Genomic DNA, 18925 nt, shown 5'->3' with positions numbered 1-18925 from the left:
GGCGAGCGCGATGAGGCAAGGCAACCCTAACAAAAACGGTCAGTCGGCTGTGAGGGCCGCCTCGATCGGGGTGTCGCCGCCCGTGAACTCGATCATGCGTCCGGCCGTCGAGGGCTCGGCGAGGACGGCTGCGATGACCGCCGCGACATCGCCGCGGGGAACGGACTCCTCGCCCGAGCCGCCCACCGTGATCTTGCCGGTCGGCTCGTCGAGCGTCAGGCCGCTCGGCGCGACGATCGTCCAGTCCAGCCCGCTCTCGCGCAGGTGCGCGTCGGCCTCCGCCTTCGCCTCGGCGTAGGCGTAGAAGGAGTCGTCCTCGGGCACGCCGTGATCCGGTCCCGCACCGAAGTACGACACCATGACGTAGCGGCGCACGCCGGCTGCCGCGGCGGCGTCGATCGAGCGGATGGCCGCGTCGCGGTCGACGGCCCAGGTTCGGGCGGCATCCCCTCCTCCGGCTCCGGCAGCCCAGACGACCGCGTCGTTGCCGCTGAGCAGGTTCGTCAGCTGGTCGACGTCGAAGGACTCGACGTCGGCGACGAGTGGCGTGGCACCGGTCGCGGCGACGTCGGCCTCGTGATCGCGGTTGCGGATGACGGCGGTGACGGTGTCACCGCGCTCGGCGAGGATCGGCTCCAGGCGGAGCGCGACCTTGCCGTGGCCTCCGATGATCAGGATGCGGGACATGGGTGTTCCTTTCGTCGGGGGGGGTGTGGATCGGATGCGGCTGCGCCGGCTCTTCGGCCGGCGCGTCAGCCGCGGAAATCGTCGGGATCGATGTCGTCGAGGAACTCGCGGAACTCCGCGACGCGCTGCTCGGCCGCCTCGGGAGTCTCGGCCCCCTCCGGCGCTTCGCTCACGGTATCGGGGATGCCCGCCTCGGCGAGCACGTCGTCGGCGACGAAGATCGGCGCCCCGGCACGCGAGGCGAGCGCGATCGCGTCGGAGGGGCGGGCATCGACCACCCGAGATCCGGTGAGGGCCGTGACCGTCACCTCGGCGTAGAAGGTGCCGTCGTCGATGCGGGTGACCTCGACACGGTCGACGGTCGCGTCCGTCGCGTCGAGCAGGCGGATCATGAGGTCGTGCGCGAGGGGACGCGGGGGCGAGACCCCTTCGACCGCGACGAGGATCGACGTCGCCTCCTGCGAACCGATCCAGACCGGCAGCACCCGATCCGACAGCGCGTCGACGGGCTTGAGCAGGATGACGTGCTGCTGAGCGGGATCGAGCGCGACCCCGAGAACGCGGACCTGGACCATGACACCTCCCGGGGTCGGTTTCGCCCAGCCTATGCACGGGGGAATGCGAACGGGGCCACGGGCGTTGCGGGTTGACATGCAGCGTTTCGGCACTCTCTCGTTCGGTCACTACGGTCCCCTGGGCGGCGGTCGCGAGCTCACCGCCGGTGATTCGCTGCGTCAGGCCATCGACCTCGCGCAGGGAATGGACGACCTCGGCGCCGTGGGCGCCTACTTCCGCGTGCACCACTTCGCACGGCAGCAGGCGTCGCCGATGCCGCTGCTGGCCGCGATCGCCGCGACGACGAAGAACATCGAGATCGGCACCGGCGTCATCGACATGCGGTACGAGAACCCGCTCTACCTCGCCGAGGAGGCCGCGGCCGTCGACCTGATCTCCGACGGGCGACTCGCGCTCGGCGTGAGCCGCGGGTCACCCGAGACCGTCGTCCGCGGGTACGAGGCGTTCGGGTACACCGGCTCGCAGGATCCGCGCGGCGCCGACATCGCACGCGAGCACTTCGACACCTTCCTCCGCGCCATCGAGGGCGAAGGACTCGCCGAGCGCGACCCGAACAGTCCCTTCGGCGGCGGGAACGGGATGCAGCGGATCGAGCCCCACTCCTCCGGACTCCGCTCCCGCATCTGGTGGGGCGCCGGCACGACCGAGACCGCTGAGTGGGCCGGACGCAAGGGTGTGCACCTGATGTCGTCGACGCTCCTCACCGAGGCGGACGGTACGCCGTTCGACATCCTGCAGGCCCGACAGCTCGATGCGTTCCGCGCCGCGTGGCGCGAAGCCGGGCATCCCGGTGAGCCCCGCACGTCGGTCAGCCGCTCGGTCTTCCCGATCACGACCGCCGAGGACGAGCTGTACTTCGGCGGCAGCAACGACCAGGACGGCATCGGTTACATCGACGGCATGCGCTCGACCTTCGGCAAGACGTACGCCGCGGCGCCCGACGTCCTCGTCGAGCAGCTGCTGCAGGATGCCGCGGTCATGAGCGCCGACACCCTCATGCTGACGATCCCGTCGCAGCTGGGCGTCGAGTTCAACCTGCGCATCGTCGAGTCGTTCGCGAAGTACGTCGCTCCCGCGCTCGGCTGGAAGTCGGCACCCGCCACCGTCTGACCGCCTAGGCTCGGCGGCGTGACGAAGCTCGACGTCCATCCATCTGCACAGCTCGCGATCGCGTCGGGCGCGGTCGTACTCGCGGGACTCGACGTCGCGTCCGGCCTGATCGCGGTGCGAGATGACGAGGCGTATCTCGCTATCGCGGTGTCCGCTGGCCTTCGTCTCTTCGCGGCGCTGTGCGTCGTCGTCGCGCTGGTTGCGGCGTTCCTGACCCCCAAACGGCGGGGCGTGCAGATCGCCGGGGTTCTCGCGGTGGCGGTGGTTGCGATCGCCGTGGTACTCATCGGCGAACACCTCGCCCGCGAAGCGAGCGCCTTCATCCCCTGACCTGACACAGCCCAGCCAGCCGTTAGCGTTGAGCGCGAGCGCCGCTGACCGGCGCACGGGTGCCGCGACCGCGGCACCGCCCGCCCCCGAAGCGAAGGCGCCGCCATGATCATCGAGCTCGTCCGTATCGACCCGACGGGAGCCGACCGCGAGGAACTGATCGCGTTCATGACCGGCGAGGTGTTCCCGTTCCACGTCGGAACCCGGCCGACGCGCGAGCAGGTCGAGGACGGCATCGCCGCGGGACGGTTCCGCGACGACGACAACGACTCGTTCTGGATCGACCATGTCGAGCACGGCCGCATCGGGTTCTTCCGCCTCGAGGAGATCAGCGACGGCGCACCGCTGTTCGATCTCCGGCTGGCGTCGGCGTGGCGGGGCCGCGGCCTCGCGAAAGACGTGCTGGCGACGGCGGCAGACCACGTGTTCACGACGATGCCCGACGTCGACCGCTTCGAGGGGCAGACCCGCGAGGACAATCGCGCGATGCGCCGCGTCTTCGATGCGTGCGGCTGGGTCCAGGAGGCCTACTACCGCGAGGGATGGCCCGTCGAGGGGGCCGAACCGCTGGGATCGGTGGCGTACAGCATCCTCCGCCGCGACTGGGAGACGGGCGAGGTCACGCCACTGCGCTGGTCTTAGCTCCGGCCGAGTACGCACCATGGCGGCGAGAATGGAGGGATGACGCAGCACCGCCGCACCATCATCGACCGTGACGGCGTCTCGCTCACGGTGACCGAGGCGGGAGGGTCGGGTTCCGCGGTCCTGCTGCTGCACGGGTTGGCGGGCAGCTCGCGCGAGCTCATGCCCACGGCGGACGCGCTCACCGACCGGCATCGCGTGCTGCTGCTCGACCAACGCGGTCATGGCTGCAGCACGCGGCGACCCGACGATCTCTCCCGCGACGCCTTCGTTGCGGATGCCGTCGCCGTGATCGAGCGGTTCGCGCCGGACGAGCGGGTGGCGCTGGTCGGACAGTCGATGGGCGCGCACACCGCGTTCCTCACCGCGAGCCGTCATTCCGACCTGGTGAGCCGGCTCGTCATGCTGGAGGGACACCCGGCGGGAAGCGCCGATCCTCAGGATGCCGCCGACCTCGGCGCCTTCTTCGCCTCGTGGCCGACCCCGTTCGCCGACGCTGCCGCCGCGCGGGCCTTCCTGGGCGACTCGCCGCTCGTCGACGCCTGGGTCGCCGACCTCGAGAAGACGCCGTCGGGATTGCGGCCGCGCTTCGACGCGGACGTCATGCAGGCCGTGATCACCGCGGTGCACGAGCCGCGATGGCCCGAGTGGGAGAGCCTCACGGTGCCGACGACCGCCGTCTTCGCCCACCGCGGCATGTTCTCCCCCGAGCAACAGGCCGAGCTTGTCCGCCGACGCCCCGGCACCCGCATCCTGCCTCTCCCCGACGGCACCCACGACGCACATCTCGACGCATTCCCCGCTTGGCTCGCCGTGCTGCGTGAGGCGCTTGCCTGACGTAGCTCGGCCGAGTACGCACCATGGCGCCGAGAGCGCACCGTCGCGGGTGCGTTCTCGCCGCGACGGTGCGTGCTCGCCGCTCGCACGGGCCCGAAAGGGTACAACCACGGCGGGAGTGGGCGAAAGAGCGAACGTGATCCCGCGGGCGCGGCCATAACCTGTCGTCCGCCCCCGGGTGCCCACCGGCACCTGTTCCAGCGAAGAAAGAAGAAGCACCATGCTCTGGACGATCCTCGGCCTCATCCTCGTCGGACTGATCGCCGGCTTCATCGCACGCGCCGTCATCCCCGGCAAGCAGAACATCGGCATCCTGATGACCATCGTGCTCGGCATCGTCGGCTCGTTCGTCGGCGGATTCCTCGGATTCCTCATCTTCAACCACAGCCCCGAGGGCGGCTTCCTGCAGCCCTCCGGCATCATCGGCTCGATCATCGGCGCCATCATCGTGCTCGGCATCTACGTCGCCGTCTCGCGCCGCGGCTCGACCCGCACGCGCTGACACCGCTGCGCACGCGCACCGCGCCAACTCCTCAGATTCGGCGACCCCCTCCCCTGGCGGGGGCTCGGCACCGCATGGCGGGTCGGATTCTGAGGAGTTGGCGCGTCGTCGTTGGACCGGAATACGAACTCGCCCCCACACCTTGAACCCAACATGAGCACGATCGGAAACAGCGACCTCTCCGTCTTCCCCCTCGCCCTCGGCGGCAATGTCTTCGGCTGGACCGCCGACCGCGACGCGTCGTTCGCGATCCTCGACGCTTTCGTCGAGGGAGGCGGCAACTTCGTCGACACCGCCGATTCCTACAGCGCCTGGGCGCCCGGCCACAGCGGCGGCGAGAGCGAGACGATCATCGGCGAATGGCTCGCCGCGCGCAGCCGCCCCGAGGTCGTCGTGGCGACCAAGGTCAGCCAGCATCCCGACTTCCGCGGTCTGTCCGCCTCGAACGTCCGCGCTGCCGCGGAGGCATCGCTGAAGCGCCTGGGCGTCGACGCGATCGACCTCTACTACGCCCACTTCGACGACGAGGAGACCCCTCTCGAAGAGACGGTCGGCGCGTTCGGCCAGCTCGTCGCCGACGGCCTCGTCCGCCACATCGCCGTGTCGAACTACACCGCCGAGCGCATCGAGGAGTGGCTGCGCATCGCCGACGAGACCGGCGTCGCCCGCCCCGTGGCCATCCAGCCCCACTACAACCTCGTGCACCGCAACGAGGTCGAAGACACGATCGTGCCGATCGCCGAGCGCGAGAACCTCAGCCTCGTCCCCTACTTCGCTCTAGCGAAGGGCTTCCTGACCGGCAAGTACCGGTCGACAGACGCCTCGGGGCACGACACCCCGCGCGCCGAGGGCGCCGCCGTGTATGCGACGCCGCAGGGCCTGCAGATCATCGAGACGCTCGAGCGCATCGGCGCCGCACACGACGTATCGATCGCCTCGGCCGCTCTCGCGTGGCTGCGCTCGCAGCCGACCGTCGTCGCGCCGATCGCGAGCGCCTCGCGCCTCGAGCAGGTGCAGGGCCTGCTCGACGGCGGACGCGTCGAGCTCACGGCCGACGAGATCGCCGAGCTCACCCGCGTCTCGACGTGGAGCCCGGAGGCCTGATCGGCAGCATCCGTAGCTCGGAGAATCACGCGAACCTCGGAGCCCTGCGCACGCGGGCTCCGAGGTTCGTCGTATGCTCCGACGTTCGCGTCGACGCGCGCTCATCGCCGCAGGTCGACCGCAGTGGAGTCGCGGGCATGCAGCGAGGGCAGCACGTGGGTGCGCTGAACGGGTCGCGCGGCCCCGCCGGCCAATCGCGCCGTCACCGCCTCGACCGCGAGCCTGCCGATGTGCTGCTTCGGCGGCCGCCGAGCCGTGATGGCGGGCTCGGCGCTCGCAGCGACCTCGTCGTCGTAGGCGATGATCGCGAGGTCGTCGGGCATGGACCACCCGAGGTCGCGCGCCTGCTGCTGCACGAGGACTGCCTGAGGGTCGGAGTGGACGAGCAGCGCGGTCGTCCTGCTCCGGCGGCACTCGGCGAGCAGGTCCGCCACGACGCTCTCGCGCGTTGCGGCGTCGAGCTCGTCGAGGGAGAGATCGCGGTCGATCGTCGGGACGAGCCCGTCGTTCTCGATGGCACGCCGCCAGCCGCGTCGCAACGGGGGTGATGTCGGCGAACCGGCCGATGTCACGAAGCCCACGCGGACGTGTCCGCGCGCCGAAAGATGGGCGGCGGCCAGCGATCCTCCGAAGTCGTGGTCGGTCGTCACCCACTCCAACCGGGTGAGCGCGAGGTGCGAGGGAGCGCTGCGCTCCGCCAGGACGACGGGGATCGGCAACGCGTCGAGCCAGTGCAGCAACGCCGCGCCGTCGGCTCCGAGCGTCTCGGGCGCCACGATGAGCCCGTGAAGATCGCCCATGTCGAGCAGCGACGAGATCTGACGGCGTTGGTCGTGCACCGAATAGCTCGCCCCCCGCAGGATGAGCTGCACGCCCGCATCCGTCGCCGCAGCACGGGCACCGATCACGATTTGCGGCCAATAGTAGGTCAGCGACGGGACCACCATTCCCACCCGGAACAGAGTCGGACGTCTGCCGCCCACCCCGAGCGGTACCGAGGTGTCGAGGCGGCTGCGCAGAGTGGCTCCGCCATGCACCCGCGTGAGCAGCCCGCGGTCGGCGAGGTAACCGATGTCGCGGCGGATCGTGAGTTCCGCGACTCCGAAGCGGCGAGCGAGATCGGCGACACGGACCGAGCCCGCGTACCGGAGCTCGTCGAGGATCCGCTCGCGGCGCGACACCGCGAATCTCGCCCCCGTCGGCTCCTCCACGCCACCCACCATAGCGATCGCCTCGGTTCGAGTGTGTTCGAACGCGATCGGATGCCTCGCCTCGATGGCGCCCGGGTGGTTCCCTCGAAGCATCCCCACTGGACCTTCACCGACGAGGAATCCACCGATGACGAAGATGTCATGGGCTCGGGCGTTCGCGCCCGTCGCCGCCGCTCTCATCACGACGACCGGACTGGTCGTCCCCGCAACCGCGGCGAACGCCGTACCCCTCTCGTCCGTCGCAGCGGATGCCGCCACGGCGACCTCCGGCGCTTCCGAGCTGCCCACGCTCACCTATGACGACGTCGCAGAATGGGCCGAGCTGCTCGTGGACGGCGAGGACGTCGAGCGCGATGCATCGGGCTCGCCGTTCAACACATTCGGCGGCTTCGGCTCGGTGTCGTGCAACAACACCTCGAACCTCCTCCTCGATTACAAGGAGGAGCACCCGGACGTCTATTGGCGCATCCTGCGGATGCTGTTCGACCCGGTGGAGGGCGCGGGTCTGAAGCACATCAAGGTCGAGCTCGGCGCGGACAACAACACCTCGTCGGGAACCGAGCCCGCCACGAAGCGCTCCGCCGACGAACCCGCCAACGTGCTGCGCGGCGCCGGCTTCCACTTCATCGCCGACGCGCAGTCGATCAACCCGGACGTCGAGGTCGAGGCCCTCCGCTGGGGCGAGCCGTCGTGGACGAAGGCCGAGCCCGACCTGCGATACCAGTGGTACAAGGAGACGATCGACGCCGCCTACGACACCTACGGCGTCGAGTTCGACTACCTGAGTCCGTCGCAGAACGAGGTCCACGCGAACTACATCGGCTCCGAGCTCGCTTGGACCGTCGACTTCGCGAAGCGCCTCGAGGCCGACGCGCAGGCGGAGGGTGCTCGCTACGACTACGGGAACATCAAGATCGTCGCTCTCGACTCCTACCGCAACGTCGGTCAGGTCTCGCGAGCCATCCTCGCCAGCCCCGAGGCGCTCGAGCAGGTCGATGCGATCGGCTACCACTACGACATCTCCGGTGATCCGGCGCTGACCCGCCTGAACAAGGAGTTCGGGATGGAGGTGCTCTACTCGGAGGGCGTCGCGCCGATGATCGACCCCGAGTACCGCGTGCAGGCCGACCCCGCGCGCGGCGGCATCGGGGGCACCGTCGGCGCCGTCGACATCGCCGACCGGTTCATCAACGCCTACCGGTGGAGCGGCTCGAGCGCCGACCCCGGACACATGACGACGTTCCTCTTCCAGCCCGCCGTCAGCGCGCTGTACGAGGGCTCGCAGTACTCCCCGAAGCACCTCATCCGGGCGTCCGACCCGTGGTCGGGCTACTACGAGGGCGGTGTCGGCATCGCACTGGTGCGGCACTTCACGCAGTTCATGGACGAGGGCTGGGAGTACATCGAAGGCGCCTCGGGCGGCGACGGGCAGAAGGGCGACGGCGGAACCGTCGTCGACACCTCGACCCGCACAGCCCTGACGCTGCGCACGCCCGCAGCCGACGTCGCCGCGGGCGAAGATCTCGAGTTCAGCCAGGTGCATGCCAACAACACCTCACGCGTCCGGAACTTCGAGGTGAAGGTCGCGAACCTCGACACCGACGACGACACCCCGCTGTACGTGTGGGAGACCACGGGACCGGATGCCGGCGACGCGTTCGACGCGGACTGGTTCCAGAACACCGGAAAGGTCGTCCCGGTGCGCACCGAGACGACGGACGGGGTGGAGTACGACGTCTACCGGGTGCAGGTGCAGCCGTACTCGATCCTCACGCTCGCGACGCAGCAGCACGGCATCCATGACGCCGCGACCGACTACGAAAGCGGCCAGTACGCCGCCACGGTGACCGACGACGTCCTGCCGCTCCCCTACACCGACGACTTCGAGTACGCCGACTACGCCGTTCAGGACGTCGGCGGCGTCCCGATGGACTACGTCACCCGCCGGGGCGGGTCGCCCCGCTACACCGCCGACCAGAACGGCGCCTTCGAGGTCATCGGCACGGATGCCGGCAACGTGATGCATCAGGCGATTCACGCCGACAACCGCGGCTACACCTGGAACGTCTGGGGCGACGGCTCGCAGCGCAACCCCTCCACCACGACGCCGGCGACGGTATTGGGCGACCACACCTGGACGAACTACACCGCGAAGATCGACTTCCGCCTCGACGGTGTGGTGCGTGACGCATCGCTGGCGAACTTCGCGGGCCTCGGGGTGCGGCAGACGACCACCGAGGGCACCGGCGCGGACCTCGCGACCTACACCGCTCGCGTGCACGCCGACGGAACGTGGGAGCTGCGCAAGCTCGGCCAGAACGTCGCGACCGGCACCATCTTCATGTTCGACGCCGATGCGTGGCACGAGCTCGAGGTCGAGGCCCGCGAGAACGTCATCACCGTCCGCCTCGACGGTCAGCAGCTCGGCACCTACGCCGACACCACGCCGAACCCGACGATGGCCGGGCGCGTCTCGATCGTGAGCGGCTACTACAACACCCAGTTCGACGACCTCGCGATCAGCCCCATCGAGGATCTGTCGTGGCACGCCGTGAAGGTCGATGACGCCGACGCGCGCATCGCGTACCCGCAGGGCTCGTCGTTCACGCAGGCCGGCTATGCCCACTACAACCGCACGCAGCACGTCGTCGCCGCGGGCCGCTCGTTCGCCTTCGACCTCGAGGGCACCGGCTTCAACCTCAACGGCGCGACCGGCGCCTCGGTCCTCTCGATCATGATCGATGATCAGCCGGCACGCTCCGTCACCGTCTCGGGCATCGGCAACCGCCAGACCTCGGCATGGGTGCGCGGACTCGAGGACGCTCCGCACCGCGTCACGGTGCAGGTCGTCTCGGGAACCTTCAGCCTCGACAGCATCGACTTGCTCGTCGGCGGATCGAGCGGTGGCACGGCCGACCCCGAGCTGCGGCCGGTCGAGGTCCTGACGGCGCTTCCCCGCCTGTCGACCGCCCCCACGGCGGTCCCGGGGCTGCCCGACACCGTGCGCGCTCGCAGCGAGGCCGGCGGCGAGATCGACGCCCCGGTGACGTGGAGCACGACTCCCGCGCAGTTCGGCACCGCCTACGATCTCGTGAAGGTCGACGGTGTGTTCCGCGACAACCCGGCACTGGCGGTCAGCGCCTACGTCGAGGTGGTGCCCGCCGGCATCCGCTACTTCGTCGATGCCAACGCCCCCACCGATGCGCCGTCGTATCCCGCGGTTCGGGATGCCGCGGCCGACACTCTGCGCAACACCGCCGCCGACGCCGCCTACTCGGCGAGCGCCGGATGGGGCCGGGTCGGATCGGCGTCGGCGAAGGGCCGTCTGAATCAGACGCCGTACGACAAGACCCGCGAGACCGGCTGGTACAGCGCGAACGCGGCGACCCCCCTCGTCTACCGCTTCGCCCTGGAGGCGGGCGAATACGACATCGCGACCGGCCACACCGAGTGGTGGAACCCCGGCTCGGGGCGCAGCCGGGTCGTGACGGGTACGGTCGAGTACACCGCGGGCGGCGAGACCGTGCAGGTGCCGATCGGCAACCACACCTTCGCCAACGGCAGCATCGGCCAGAGCGCTGTACTGCGAGGTGGATTCACTCTCGACGCAGCGACCGACGTGACGGTGCGGATCAGCGGAACCGGCGGAACGGAGGCCCCGGCCCTCAGCTGGATCGGCATCTCCGACCACACCGAGACGGCCGATCGCACCGAGCTCGCCGCGGCGTTGGCCGAAGCGACGACGGCGCCGCGGCAGGCCTACACCCCCGAGACCTGGCAGGCATTGCGCGACCAGGGCCTCGCGGCCAAGGCCGTTCACGACGACCCGACGGCGACGCAGGAGCAGGTGGATGCCGCGACCGCGGCGCTGCGCGCGACGATCGACGCCCTCGTCGAGGTCGCCTACCTGGCACTGCCCGACTACCGCGTCGCCGTGGTGGCAGGCGAGGAGCTCGATCTCCCCGACACGGTCGAGCTGGCGACGCGCAGCGGTGCGACGCAGGAGGTCCCCGTGCAGTGGCAGGAGACGCCGACCGCCGAGACGCCCTACGCGGTCGTCCCGGTCGCAGGTCGCGCCGGTCAGACCGGTCAGACACCGGTGACGCTCCAGCTCGAGGTCGTGCCGGACGGCGTCGTTGCCTTCGTCGACGCGGCATCCACGCAGGGCGCCGCCGACCCCGAGGCGCCGGGGGCGTCACCCGCCTTCGATGCTGTCGCCGAGCTCCGCGGCGACGCGCTCATCGGCGACGTCCCCGATCAGGTCTTCGACGACGAGACCGGGTGGGGGCTGCGCAACCCGATCGGGTCGGGCGAGAGCTATGTCGGCCTCCGCGCCCGCGGCACCGGCGTCTACGACAAGAGCCGCACCACCGGGTGGTGGGCGAGCTCAGGCGGATCGGTCGACTACGGCTTCACCCTCCCCGCCGGCTCGTACGAGCTGACCAGCGGGTACCAGGAATGGTGGAGCGTGACGCGCCAGGTCGCACCGAGCGTCGAGATCGGCGGCGAGCGGATCTCCGGCGATCGGGTGAACCTGTCGGGATCGACCCCCCAGGGCACCTCGACGATCGCGTTCACGCTCGACGAGGAGACCGTCGTCGACTTCCGGGCCGCGCGCGGCACCGGGACCGCGGACCCCGTGCTCAGCTGGATCGCCATCGCCGATGTCACGGCGCCCGGCGCACCCTCCGGCGTCGCGGCCGAGGCGACGTCGACGACGACCGCGACGGTGTCGTGGCAGGCACCGGCGGGTGCCGGTACCCGGTACGACGGTTTCCGTGTCTTCGTGGGCGACGCGGCCGAGCCGGTGTGCGAGGTGGCATCGGATGTCACCACCTGCGAGGTGACCGGGCTGACCGCGGGCAGCACCTCCGACGTCTCCGTCGTCTCTTTCGACGCCGATGCCGAGAGCGAGCGCGCCACGGTGAGCCTCGTCCTGCCCGAGGTGCCGGCCGACGACGCCCGCTCGGTACCCGGCAAGGCGGTGCTGAGCTCGGACGACGGCTGGGACACGGGCCTGAGGGACGGGACGTTCCGGGTCACCATGAACCTCTGGTGGGGTCAGAACGGTTCGCTGTTCAAGCTCTACCGCGACGGCGAGCTGGTCGGGTCGGTGCCGTTGGAGATCGCGAGCGGCCCGAGCGCACAGCAGGCGGTCGTCGACATCGCGGGACTGCCGAACGGCACCTACCGGTTCACCGGTGAGCTGGTGAACTCGCGCGGGACGACGGCGACGGCACCGCTGACGGTGACCGTGACCGACGCCTCCCCCGGCTCGCCCGTGCTCTCTCACGACAACCACGACGGCGACGGCAGCTACACCGTGCGCGCCGACATGTGGTGGGGCACGAACGCGACCTCGTACCGGTTCCTCGAGAACGACGTCGAGGTTGCCGCGGGAGACCTCGCGTCCGCCAGCCCACGAGCCCAGATGGCGACGCTCGCGGTGTCGGGCAAGACCCCCGGGCGGTACCGGTACGTCGTCGAGTTCATCAACGCGGCGGGCACGACGGTGAGCAGGCCGCTCGTGGTGACCGTGCGGTAGCGGCATCCGTAGCTCGGAGAATCACGCGAACCTCGGAGCCCCGCGCACGCGGGCTCCGAGGTTCGTGGCTTTCTCCGAGGTTCGCCGGCCGAAGTGCTCGACGGCGTGAGCAAAACGACAAAATTCACGGTGTGGTAGGACCACACCGGTTTTCCGTGTTTAATGAGTCCTATGAGCACCGCGACCGTCGGATACAGCGCCATCTCGAGCTACTCCCGCGTGGAGATCCTGCACCTCATCCAGGAGCAGCCCCGCCGGACGATCCTCGAGCTCCAAGAGGCCACCGACCTGCACCCCAACACCATCCGCGAGCACCTGGCACGCCTGATCTCCGACGGGTTCATCGTGGCCGAGAAGGAGCACCGCACCACCCGCGGCCGCCCCCGCGTGCTCTACAGCGCCGCTGACGGCGACGCGACCCGTAGCGCCATCCAGCGCCGCAAGGTGCGGGATGCCGCGCAGCGCGGCGACCTCATGCGCCGCGTCCTGACCCTCGACGTGCCGGACGTGCTCGAGACCCGCGCCCTGCACCAGATCGATGCCCTCGTCGAGGAGCTCGAGGACGAGGGCTTCGACCCGATCATCGACGACGCCGCGCTGACCGTCGACCTCACCCCGTGCGCCCACGCGACGGCGCAGGCGGATCACCGCGAGGTGCTGTGCAGCGTGCACTTGAGCCTGCTGCAGGGTGTGCTCACCGAGGCGGGCGGACCGCTCGCTGTAGATGGCATGCGCTCCTCGTGCGACCCGTCGGTGTGCATCATCCAGCTGCTGCACGCAGCGACCACCCACGACTGACCCCGATCGGGCTGGGCACGGCACCCGAGCCCGGCGTCAGACCCCGGCGGCCGCGATCAGGATCGCCGCCGTCGAGCGCGCGTGCGCGGTGTCGTGATCGCGCTCGCGCAGCCGCATCGCCAGGTCTCCGCTGACGACGAGAAGCAGCCGCTCCGCAAGCTCGTCCGCGGCGGCGCCGGCGACGGGACGCGCGAGCGCCGTCAGCCGCGCCCGCATGCCCTCGGTGTCGGCGCGGACAGCGGATGCCACCTCCGGCGGCGGGTCGGCATACTCCGCGGCCGCCCCGAGGAAGGCGCACCAGCGCGACCCGCGTGGCTCGTCGCGGAACGCCGCCAGCGCGTCGAACACCGCCAGCAGGCGCTCCACGTCGTCGGCGCTGCGCGCCACAGCGGCATCCCACGTCTCCAGCCACACCCGCTGCCGCCGCTCGAGCGCCGCCGCGAGCACCGCCTCTTTGCTGGGGAACCCGCGGTAGAGCGTCGCCGCCGACACGCCAGCACGCGCGATCACCGCATCGATCGGCGTCGCGGCGATGCCCTGCGTGAAGAAGAGGTCCTCGGCGGCGTCGAGGATGCGTTCCTCCGTGCGCGGCCGCATTCCCATGCCAGCACTCTATGCTCGGTAAAGTGAAACGGTCGTTTTTGTTTTGGCGGTGGCCCCTCGTCGCTTCGGGTGTCGCGCTCATCGCGGCGACCTACGGCCTCGTGCGCCTAGCCTTCGGACTCCATCTGCCCGATATGAGCGACGACCTCGGGATAGACACCGGCGCGGCCGGCCTCATCTCGGCGGCGGGCTCGATCTCGTACGCGGTCGCCGCGGTGATCGGGTTCCTCGCCGCCGAGCGCCATCCCCGGCTCCTCGTGATCGCAGCGACCCTCACCGCAGGCGGCGGCGCCGTCGGGATCGCCGTGGCGACGGATGCCGCGACCTGCGCCCCCGCGGCGGCGATCGCCTCGGCCGGGGCCGGGCTCGCCTCCCCCGCCCTCGTGCGCCTGGTCGCTCGCACCTTCGCCGAGCATGAGTCGAGCACGCCGCAGGCGATCGTCAACGCCGGAACCGGCCCGGGCCTCGTGGCTGCCGGAGCAATCCCCCTGATTCTCACCGCCGATTGGCGCATGTGCTGGATGATCGCGGCCGTCGCCACCGCGGTGGCGGGGATCGCCGTCCTCATCACCGACCGCGCGCGCGAAAGCGCACCGGTCGACACGCGCGCGAACCGGCCCGCCATCCTCCCGCCGCGCGAATGGTGGGCGGCGCATCGGTCCGCGGTCGCGGCATCCGTCCTCCTCGGGGTCGGCGCGTCCGCGATCTGGAACTACGGCCGTACCGTCCTGGTCGAGGCGGGAGCATCGGAGGCGCAGTCGGTGACGTCCTGGATCCTGCTCGGATGCGGCGGCGCCGCCGTCATCGTCACGTCGCGGCTTCTGCGCGGGCTGCAGCCGCGCGCCCTCTGGCTGATCGGCGCGAGCCTCATCAGCGTGTCGACGCTGGCGATCGGCGCTGCCCCGGCCCAGGGCACGCTCTCCGCCGCAGCGTGCGCCGTGTTCGGGTGGGCGTACGTCACGGCGTCGGGGGCCCTCATCGGATGGACGACGCAGATCGATGCTGCCCACGCGGCAGCCGGCACAGCCCTGCTGTTCGTGACCTTCATGGTCGGCCAGGCGCTCGGAGCGGCGGTTCTCGGCGCCCTGCTCCCCCTCGTCGGGCCCGTGACCGGGTTCGCCGCCGCGGCCGCTCTGGGCATCGCCGGCGGCGCGAGCCTGATCGCACCGGCCCGCCGCGAGGCGACCGCACCCCGCGTCTGAGCCTCGACCTCGGCCTAGCCGCCGATGGCGTTCATGCCGCGCGCAGGCTGCAGGAAGGCGGGGTCGTCGATTGCGTGACCGGCCTTCTTACCCGCGATGCAGTTGCGCAGCACCTGATCGATCCGGTCGGCACGGCCCTCGGGCGTCATCTCCGAGCGGAGAACCGGGAGCAGGTCGTACTCGTCGATCGAGAAGAGGCAGTTGCGCAGCTGACCGTCGGCCGTCAGCCGCATCCGGTCGCACGCACCGCAGAACGGCGCCGTCACCGACGCGATGACGCCGACCGTGTGCGGGCCGCCGTCGAGGCGCCATCGCTCGGCGGGCGCACCGCCACGCCCGGGGACGGGCTCGAGACTCCAGCGCGCGGACAGCGCCTCGAGGATCTCCTCTCGGGTGACCATGGTGGACCGGTCCCACGTGTGCCCGGCATCGAGCGGCATCTGCTCGATGAAGCGCATCTGGGCGTCGTGCTCGACGGCGAAGGCCACGAGGTCGGCGAGCTCGTCGTCATTGACGCCGCGCATGGCCACCGCATTGATCTTCAGGGGGCGGAGCCCGGATGCCTGCGCGGCGCGCACGCCGTCGAGCACGTCGTCGAGACGGTCGCGACGCGTGAGGTTGCGGAACCGTTCACGGTCGAGGGTGTCGAGCGAGATGTTCAGGCGAGCCAGCCCGGCGGCGACGAGGTCGGGCAGCACCTGAGGCAGCCGGATGCCGTTGGTGGTCATGGCGATCTCGATCGGGCCGTCGGATGACTCGATCGCCGCGAGCCGCCGCACGATCTCGACGAGGTCCGTCCGCAGCAGCGGCTCGCCGCCCGTGAGCCGGAAGGTCGTGATGCCCGCCGCAGCCGCGACGGTGGCGATCTCGACGATCTCGTCGAGGGTGAGGATGCTCTGCCGAGCGAGCCACTCGTTGCCCTGCTCGGGCATGCAGTACGTGCAGCGCAGCGAGCAGCGGTCGGTCAGCGATATGCGCAGGTCGCGGTGGACCCGGGCGAATCTGTCGACGAGCGGCTCCCCCATGGGTCGAGCGTAAGCGGCTCCGGTGCACCCGCGGGTCGATCCCGCCCGATCGGCCCGCGTCGGCTGTGGTCTGACAGCACCTTGATAAGTGGTCAGACCACGCGTAGCATTATTCCCGGCCGCCCCTGAGACCGGGGAAAACCACACTCGATACCTTCAGCCTGTCGAAACCTTCGCCTCCCGAAAGGCACCTCCCGATGGACTTCCTCGATCCGCTCCTGCTGGCCCGCTGGCAGTTCGGTCTGACGACGCTTTACCACTACCTCTTCGTGCCGCTGACCCTCGGGATGGCTCTCGTCGTGGCGATCTTCCAGTCGGTGTGGCACCGCACCGGCAACGTGAAGTGGCTGCACCTGACGCGCCTGTTCGGCAAGATCTTCCTCATCAACTTCGCGATGGGCGTCGTCACGGGCATCGTGCAGGAGTTCCAGTTCGGCATGAACTGGTCGGCCTACTCGCGTTTCGTCGGCGACATCTTCGGCGCACCGCTGGCCTTCGAGGGCCTCCTCGCCTTCTTCTTCGAGGCGACCTTCATCGGCCTGTGGATCTTCGGCTGGGACAAGCTCCCGAAGGCGCTTCACCTGTTCTCCATCTGGATGGTCGTGCTGGGCTCGACCCTGTCGGCCTACTTCATCCTCGCGGCCAACGCGTTCATGCAGAACCCGGTGGGGTATCAGATGGCCGCCGACGGCGGCCGCGCCGAGCTCATCGACTTCGGGGCGGTCCTCACCAACCCGATCGTGCTGGCCGCCTTCCCGCACACGATCTTCGCCGCGTGGATGTTCGCCGCCGCCGTGGTCATCGCGGTCGCCGCCTGGCACCTCTCTCGCGCGCAGCACATCGAGACGATGCGTCCCGCGCTCCGCTTCGGCATGTGGGGCATGATCGTCTCGTTCGTCGGCGTCGCCCTCTCGGGCGATCAGCTGAGCCTCGTGATGGTGGCGACGCAGCCCATGAAGATGGCCGCGGCCGAAGCCATGTTCAACAGTGCCTGCGGCGCGGATGCATCCTTCTCGATCTTCTCCATCGGAACGCCCGATGGCACCGAGGAGATCTGGTCGCTGCGCGTGCCGTACCTGCTGTCGTTCCTCTCGACCCACAGCTTCGACGGGTGCGTCGAAGGGCTCAACGACCTGCAGGCCCAGTACACCGAGACCTTCGGTGCGGGCGTCGATTACCGCCCGATCGTCTGGGTCACCTACTGGTCGTTCCGCTGGATGATCGGCCTCGGCGGTGTCGCCACCCTCATCTCGGTCGCCGGCCTCTGGCTGACCCGCAAGAAGGCTCAGCGTCCCGTGGCCCGCTGGATGTGGAAGGTCGCGATCTGGTCCGCGCCCCTCCCCCTCCTCGGCAGCCTCGTCGGCTGGGTCTTCACCGAGATGGGCCGCCAGCCCTGGATCGTCTTCAGCCTGATGCTGACCGAGGACGGCGTCTCACCGAACGTCCCCGGCTGGACGGTCCTGATCTCGCTGATCGCGTTCACCGCGGTCTACGCCTCGCTCGCCGTCGTCGAGTTCGGCCTCATCCGCAAGGCCGCACAGAAGGGCCCCGACCCGCTGCCCGAGCCGGGCTCGCCCGAAGCCGAGAACCCCTCGGCGTCCCACACGCAGACCACCGTCTACTGAGGAGCACGACATGGATCTCGCATACGTCTGGTTCTTCATCGTCGGAGTCCTGTTCGTGGGCTACTTCGTCCTCGACGGGTTCGACTTCGGTGTCGGGATGTCGCTGCCCTTCCTCGGGAAGGACAACGTCTCACGGCGCCAGATCATCAACACGATCGGTCCGGTCTGGGACCTCAACGAGACCTGGGTCATCGTCGCGGGCGCGTGCCTCTTCGCGGCCTTCCCGGAGTGGTACGCGACCCTCTTCAGCGGGTTCTACCTGCCACTGCTGCTGATCCTCATCGCCCTGATCCTGCGCGGGGTCTCGTTCGAGTACCGCCACCAGCGCGATGATGCCACCTGGCGCAAGCGCTTCGACCTCATGATCGTCGTGGGCTCGGCGCTCCCCGCCTTCCTCTGGGGCGTCGCGGTCGCCAACATCGTTCAGGGCGTGCCGATCGACGCCGACAAGGAGTTCACCGGCACCCTGTTCACGCTGCTGAACCCCTACGGCCTGCTCGGCGGGGTCGTGACGCTCCTGCTGTTCTTCACGCACGGCGTCTACTTCGTCGCTCTCAAGACCGACGGTGACGTCCGCGAGCAGGCCCGCCGGCTCGCGACGAAGTCGGGACTGCTGACCCTCGTCGCGGCGGCCGTCTTCCTCGCCTGGACCGTGCTGTCGGCCATGGGGGCCCAGGCGCCGCTGCTGCCGCTGGTGTTCGTGACGGCCACCGTCGCCGCGGTCATGCTGATCGGGGCCATTCTCGCCAACGCGACCGGGCGTGAGGGTTGGGCCTTCGCGGGAGGTGCGGGAACCGTGATGTTCGCCGTCCTGACGCTGTGGCTCTCGCTCTTCCCGAACGTCATGCCGTCGTCGACGGATCCCGCATGGAACCTCACGATCGAGAACGCGTCGTCGACGGATTACACGCTGACGATCATGACCTGGGCGGCCGTGATCTTCCTGCCCCTCGTGGTCCTCTACCAGGGCTGGACGTACTGGGTCTTCCGCAAGCGCGTGACCCGGGCACGCATCGAAGAGGCCGAGCTCGTCACCCACTGACCGAGTGACGGGATGCCTCGGATCCGCGCTATCGCGCCGGACCCGAGGCATCCCGGTCCCGGGGTAAGGCAGGATCGAAGGGTGAG

16 protein-coding genes are annotated in these 18925 nt (G+C 69.9%); 11 read left to right on the top strand and 5 right to left on the bottom strand.

What is annotated here, in order from left to right; genetic code table 11:
* Positions 1-39: 39 nt before the first annotated feature.
* The gene (locus P6897_RS04485; RefSeq protein ID WP_274177477.1) at positions 40-687 is read right to left on the bottom strand and encodes an NAD(P)H-binding protein; all 648 of its coding nucleotides are present in this window, start codon (positions 685-687) and stop codon (positions 40-42) included.
* A gap of 65 nt (positions 688-752) precedes the next feature.
* Positions 753-1262, bottom strand: a complete 510-nt coding sequence (locus P6897_RS04480) for a bifunctional nuclease family protein (RefSeq protein ID WP_023951957.1) — start codon at positions 1260-1262, stop codon at positions 753-755.
* A gap of 76 nt (positions 1263-1338) precedes the next feature.
* Between P6897_RS04480 and P6897_RS04475 the strand changes: the two genes are divergently transcribed.
* From P6897_RS04475 to P6897_RS04450, 6 genes are all read left to right on the top strand, one after another.
* Complete coding sequence (locus tag P6897_RS04475; RefSeq protein ID WP_269267469.1) at positions 1339-2373, top strand: LLM class flavin-dependent oxidoreductase; 1035 nt, start codon at positions 1339-1341, stop codon at positions 2371-2373.
* Positions 2374-2391: 18 nt separating this feature from the next.
* Positions 2392-2703, top strand: a complete 312-nt coding sequence (locus tag P6897_RS04470) for a hypothetical protein (RefSeq protein WP_282502215.1) — start codon at positions 2392-2394, stop codon at positions 2701-2703.
* A 105-nt stretch (positions 2704-2808) separates the two neighbouring features.
* The gene (locus tag P6897_RS04465; RefSeq protein WP_274177474.1) at positions 2809-3345 is read left to right on the top strand and encodes a GNAT family protein; all 537 of its coding nucleotides are present in this window, start codon (positions 2809-2811) and stop codon (positions 3343-3345) included.
* 39 nt (positions 3346-3384) lie between these two features.
* Complete coding sequence (locus P6897_RS04460) at positions 3385-4182, top strand: alpha/beta hydrolase (protein ID WP_274177473.1); 798 nt, start codon at positions 3385-3387, stop codon at positions 4180-4182.
* 220 nt (positions 4183-4402) lie between these two features.
* The gene (locus P6897_RS04455; protein ID WP_023951967.1) at positions 4403-4684 is read left to right on the top strand and encodes a GlsB/YeaQ/YmgE family stress response membrane protein; all 282 of its coding nucleotides are present in this window, start codon (positions 4403-4405) and stop codon (positions 4682-4684) included.
* A gap of 153 nt (positions 4685-4837) precedes the next feature.
* Positions 4838-5788, top strand: coding sequence for an aldo/keto reductase (locus P6897_RS04450; protein WP_282502214.1), 951 nt, complete (start codon positions 4838-4840; stop codon positions 5786-5788).
* Between the two features lie 101 nt (positions 5789-5889).
* Here P6897_RS04450 and P6897_RS04445 read toward each other — a convergent pair whose 3' ends face one another.
* Positions 5890-7011 carry a substrate-binding domain-containing protein gene (locus P6897_RS04445; protein WP_282502213.1) on the bottom strand — a complete coding sequence of 374 codons (1122 nt, stop codon included), beginning with the start codon at positions 7009-7011 and terminating at the stop codon, positions 5890-5892.
* Between the two features lie 115 nt (positions 7012-7126).
* Between P6897_RS04445 and P6897_RS04440 the strand changes: the two genes are divergently transcribed.
* Both P6897_RS04440 and P6897_RS04435 read left to right on the top strand, forming a co-directional pair.
* The gene (locus tag P6897_RS04440; protein ID WP_282502212.1) at positions 7127-12544 is read left to right on the top strand and encodes an Ig-like domain-containing protein; all 5418 of its coding nucleotides are present in this window, start codon (positions 7127-7129) and stop codon (positions 12542-12544) included.
* Positions 12545-12715: 171 nt separating this feature from the next.
* The gene (locus P6897_RS04435) at positions 12716-13342 is read left to right on the top strand and encodes a winged helix-turn-helix transcriptional regulator (RefSeq protein WP_112613567.1); all 627 of its coding nucleotides are present in this window, start codon (positions 12716-12718) and stop codon (positions 13340-13342) included.
* Positions 13343-13378: 36 nt separating this feature from the next.
* On the opposite strand, the gene P6897_RS04430 is transcribed toward P6897_RS04435, so the two are convergent.
* Positions 13379-13945 (bottom strand): TetR/AcrR family transcriptional regulator, encoded by a 567-nt coding sequence (locus tag P6897_RS04430; RefSeq protein WP_274177469.1) that lies wholly within the window; start codon positions 13943-13945, stop codon positions 13379-13381.
* A 38-nt stretch (positions 13946-13983) separates the two neighbouring features.
* On the opposite strand from P6897_RS04430, the gene P6897_RS04425 reads away from it, so the two are divergent.
* On the top strand, positions 13984-15147 hold the full coding sequence (locus P6897_RS04425; protein WP_282502211.1) for an MFS transporter: 1164 nt from the start codon (positions 13984-13986) through the stop codon (positions 15145-15147).
* A gap of 14 nt (positions 15148-15161) precedes the next feature.
* Here P6897_RS04425 and moaA read toward each other — a convergent pair whose 3' ends face one another.
* Positions 15162-16172, bottom strand: coding sequence for a GTP 3',8-cyclase MoaA (gene moaA, locus P6897_RS04420; RefSeq protein ID WP_112613561.1), 1011 nt, complete (start codon positions 16170-16172; stop codon positions 15162-15164).
* Positions 16173-16369: 197 nt separating this feature from the next.
* Between moaA and P6897_RS04415 the strand changes: the two genes are divergently transcribed.
* Positions 16370-17797 carry a cytochrome ubiquinol oxidase subunit I gene (locus P6897_RS04415; RefSeq protein ID WP_112613559.1) on the top strand — a complete coding sequence of 476 codons (1428 nt, stop codon included), beginning with the start codon at positions 16370-16372 and terminating at the stop codon, positions 17795-17797.
* A 10-nt stretch (positions 17798-17807) separates the two neighbouring features.
* Positions 17808-18839, top strand: a complete 1032-nt coding sequence (cydB, locus tag P6897_RS04410; protein WP_282502210.1) for a cytochrome d ubiquinol oxidase subunit II — start codon at positions 17808-17810, stop codon at positions 18837-18839.
* Positions 18840-18925 lie beyond the last annotated feature (86 nt).

Origin of the sequence: Microbacterium sp. BDGP8 (genome assembly GCF_029991045.1) — a bacterium.
In the GTDB taxonomy this organism is placed as follows: Bacteria; Actinomycetota; Actinomycetes; order Actinomycetales; family Microbacteriaceae; genus Microbacterium; species Microbacterium plantarum.
The sequence above is the reverse complement of the archived record's forward strand: the minus strand, read 5'-3'. Positions and strand labels throughout refer to the sequence as shown.

Coding starts and splice junctions, on each gene's coding strand:
- P6897_RS04485 (WP_274177477.1), bottom strand. CDS start 687: ATGTCCCGCATCCTGATCATCGGAGGCCACGGCAAGGTCGCGCTCCGC.
- P6897_RS04480 (WP_023951957.1), bottom strand. CDS start 1,262: ATGGTCCAGGTCCGCGTTCTCGGGGTCGCGCTCGATCCCGCTCAGCAG.
- P6897_RS04475 (WP_269267469.1), top strand. CDS start 1,339: ATGCAGCGTTTCGGCACTCTCTCGTTCGGTCACTACGGTCCCCTGGGC.
- P6897_RS04465 (WP_274177474.1), top strand. CDS start 2,809: ATGATCATCGAGCTCGTCCGTATCGACCCGACGGGAGCCGACCGCGAG.
- P6897_RS04460 (WP_274177473.1), top strand. CDS start 3,385: ATGACGCAGCACCGCCGCACCATCATCGACCGTGACGGCGTCTCGCTC.
- P6897_RS04455 (WP_023951967.1), top strand. CDS start 4,403: ATGCTCTGGACGATCCTCGGCCTCATCCTCGTCGGACTGATCGCCGGC.
- P6897_RS04450 (WP_282502214.1), top strand. CDS start 4,838: ATGAGCACGATCGGAAACAGCGACCTCTCCGTCTTCCCCCTCGCCCTC.
- P6897_RS04445 (WP_282502213.1), bottom strand. CDS start 7,011: ATGGTGGGTGGCGTGGAGGAGCCGACGGGGGCGAGATTCGCGGTGTCG.
- P6897_RS04440 (WP_282502212.1), top strand. CDS start 7,127: ATGACGAAGATGTCATGGGCTCGGGCGTTCGCGCCCGTCGCCGCCGCT.
- P6897_RS04435 (WP_112613567.1), top strand. CDS start 12,716: ATGAGCACCGCGACCGTCGGATACAGCGCCATCTCGAGCTACTCCCGC.
- P6897_RS04430 (WP_274177469.1), bottom strand. CDS start 13,945: ATGGGAATGCGGCCGCGCACGGAGGAACGCATCCTCGACGCCGCCGAG.
- moaA (WP_112613561.1), bottom strand. CDS start 16,172: ATGGGGGAGCCGCTCGTCGACAGATTCGCCCGGGTCCACCGCGACCTG.
- P6897_RS04415 (WP_112613559.1), top strand. CDS start 16,370: ATGGACTTCCTCGATCCGCTCCTGCTGGCCCGCTGGCAGTTCGGTCTG.
- cydB (WP_282502210.1), top strand. CDS start 17,808: ATGGATCTCGCATACGTCTGGTTCTTCATCGTCGGAGTCCTGTTCGTG.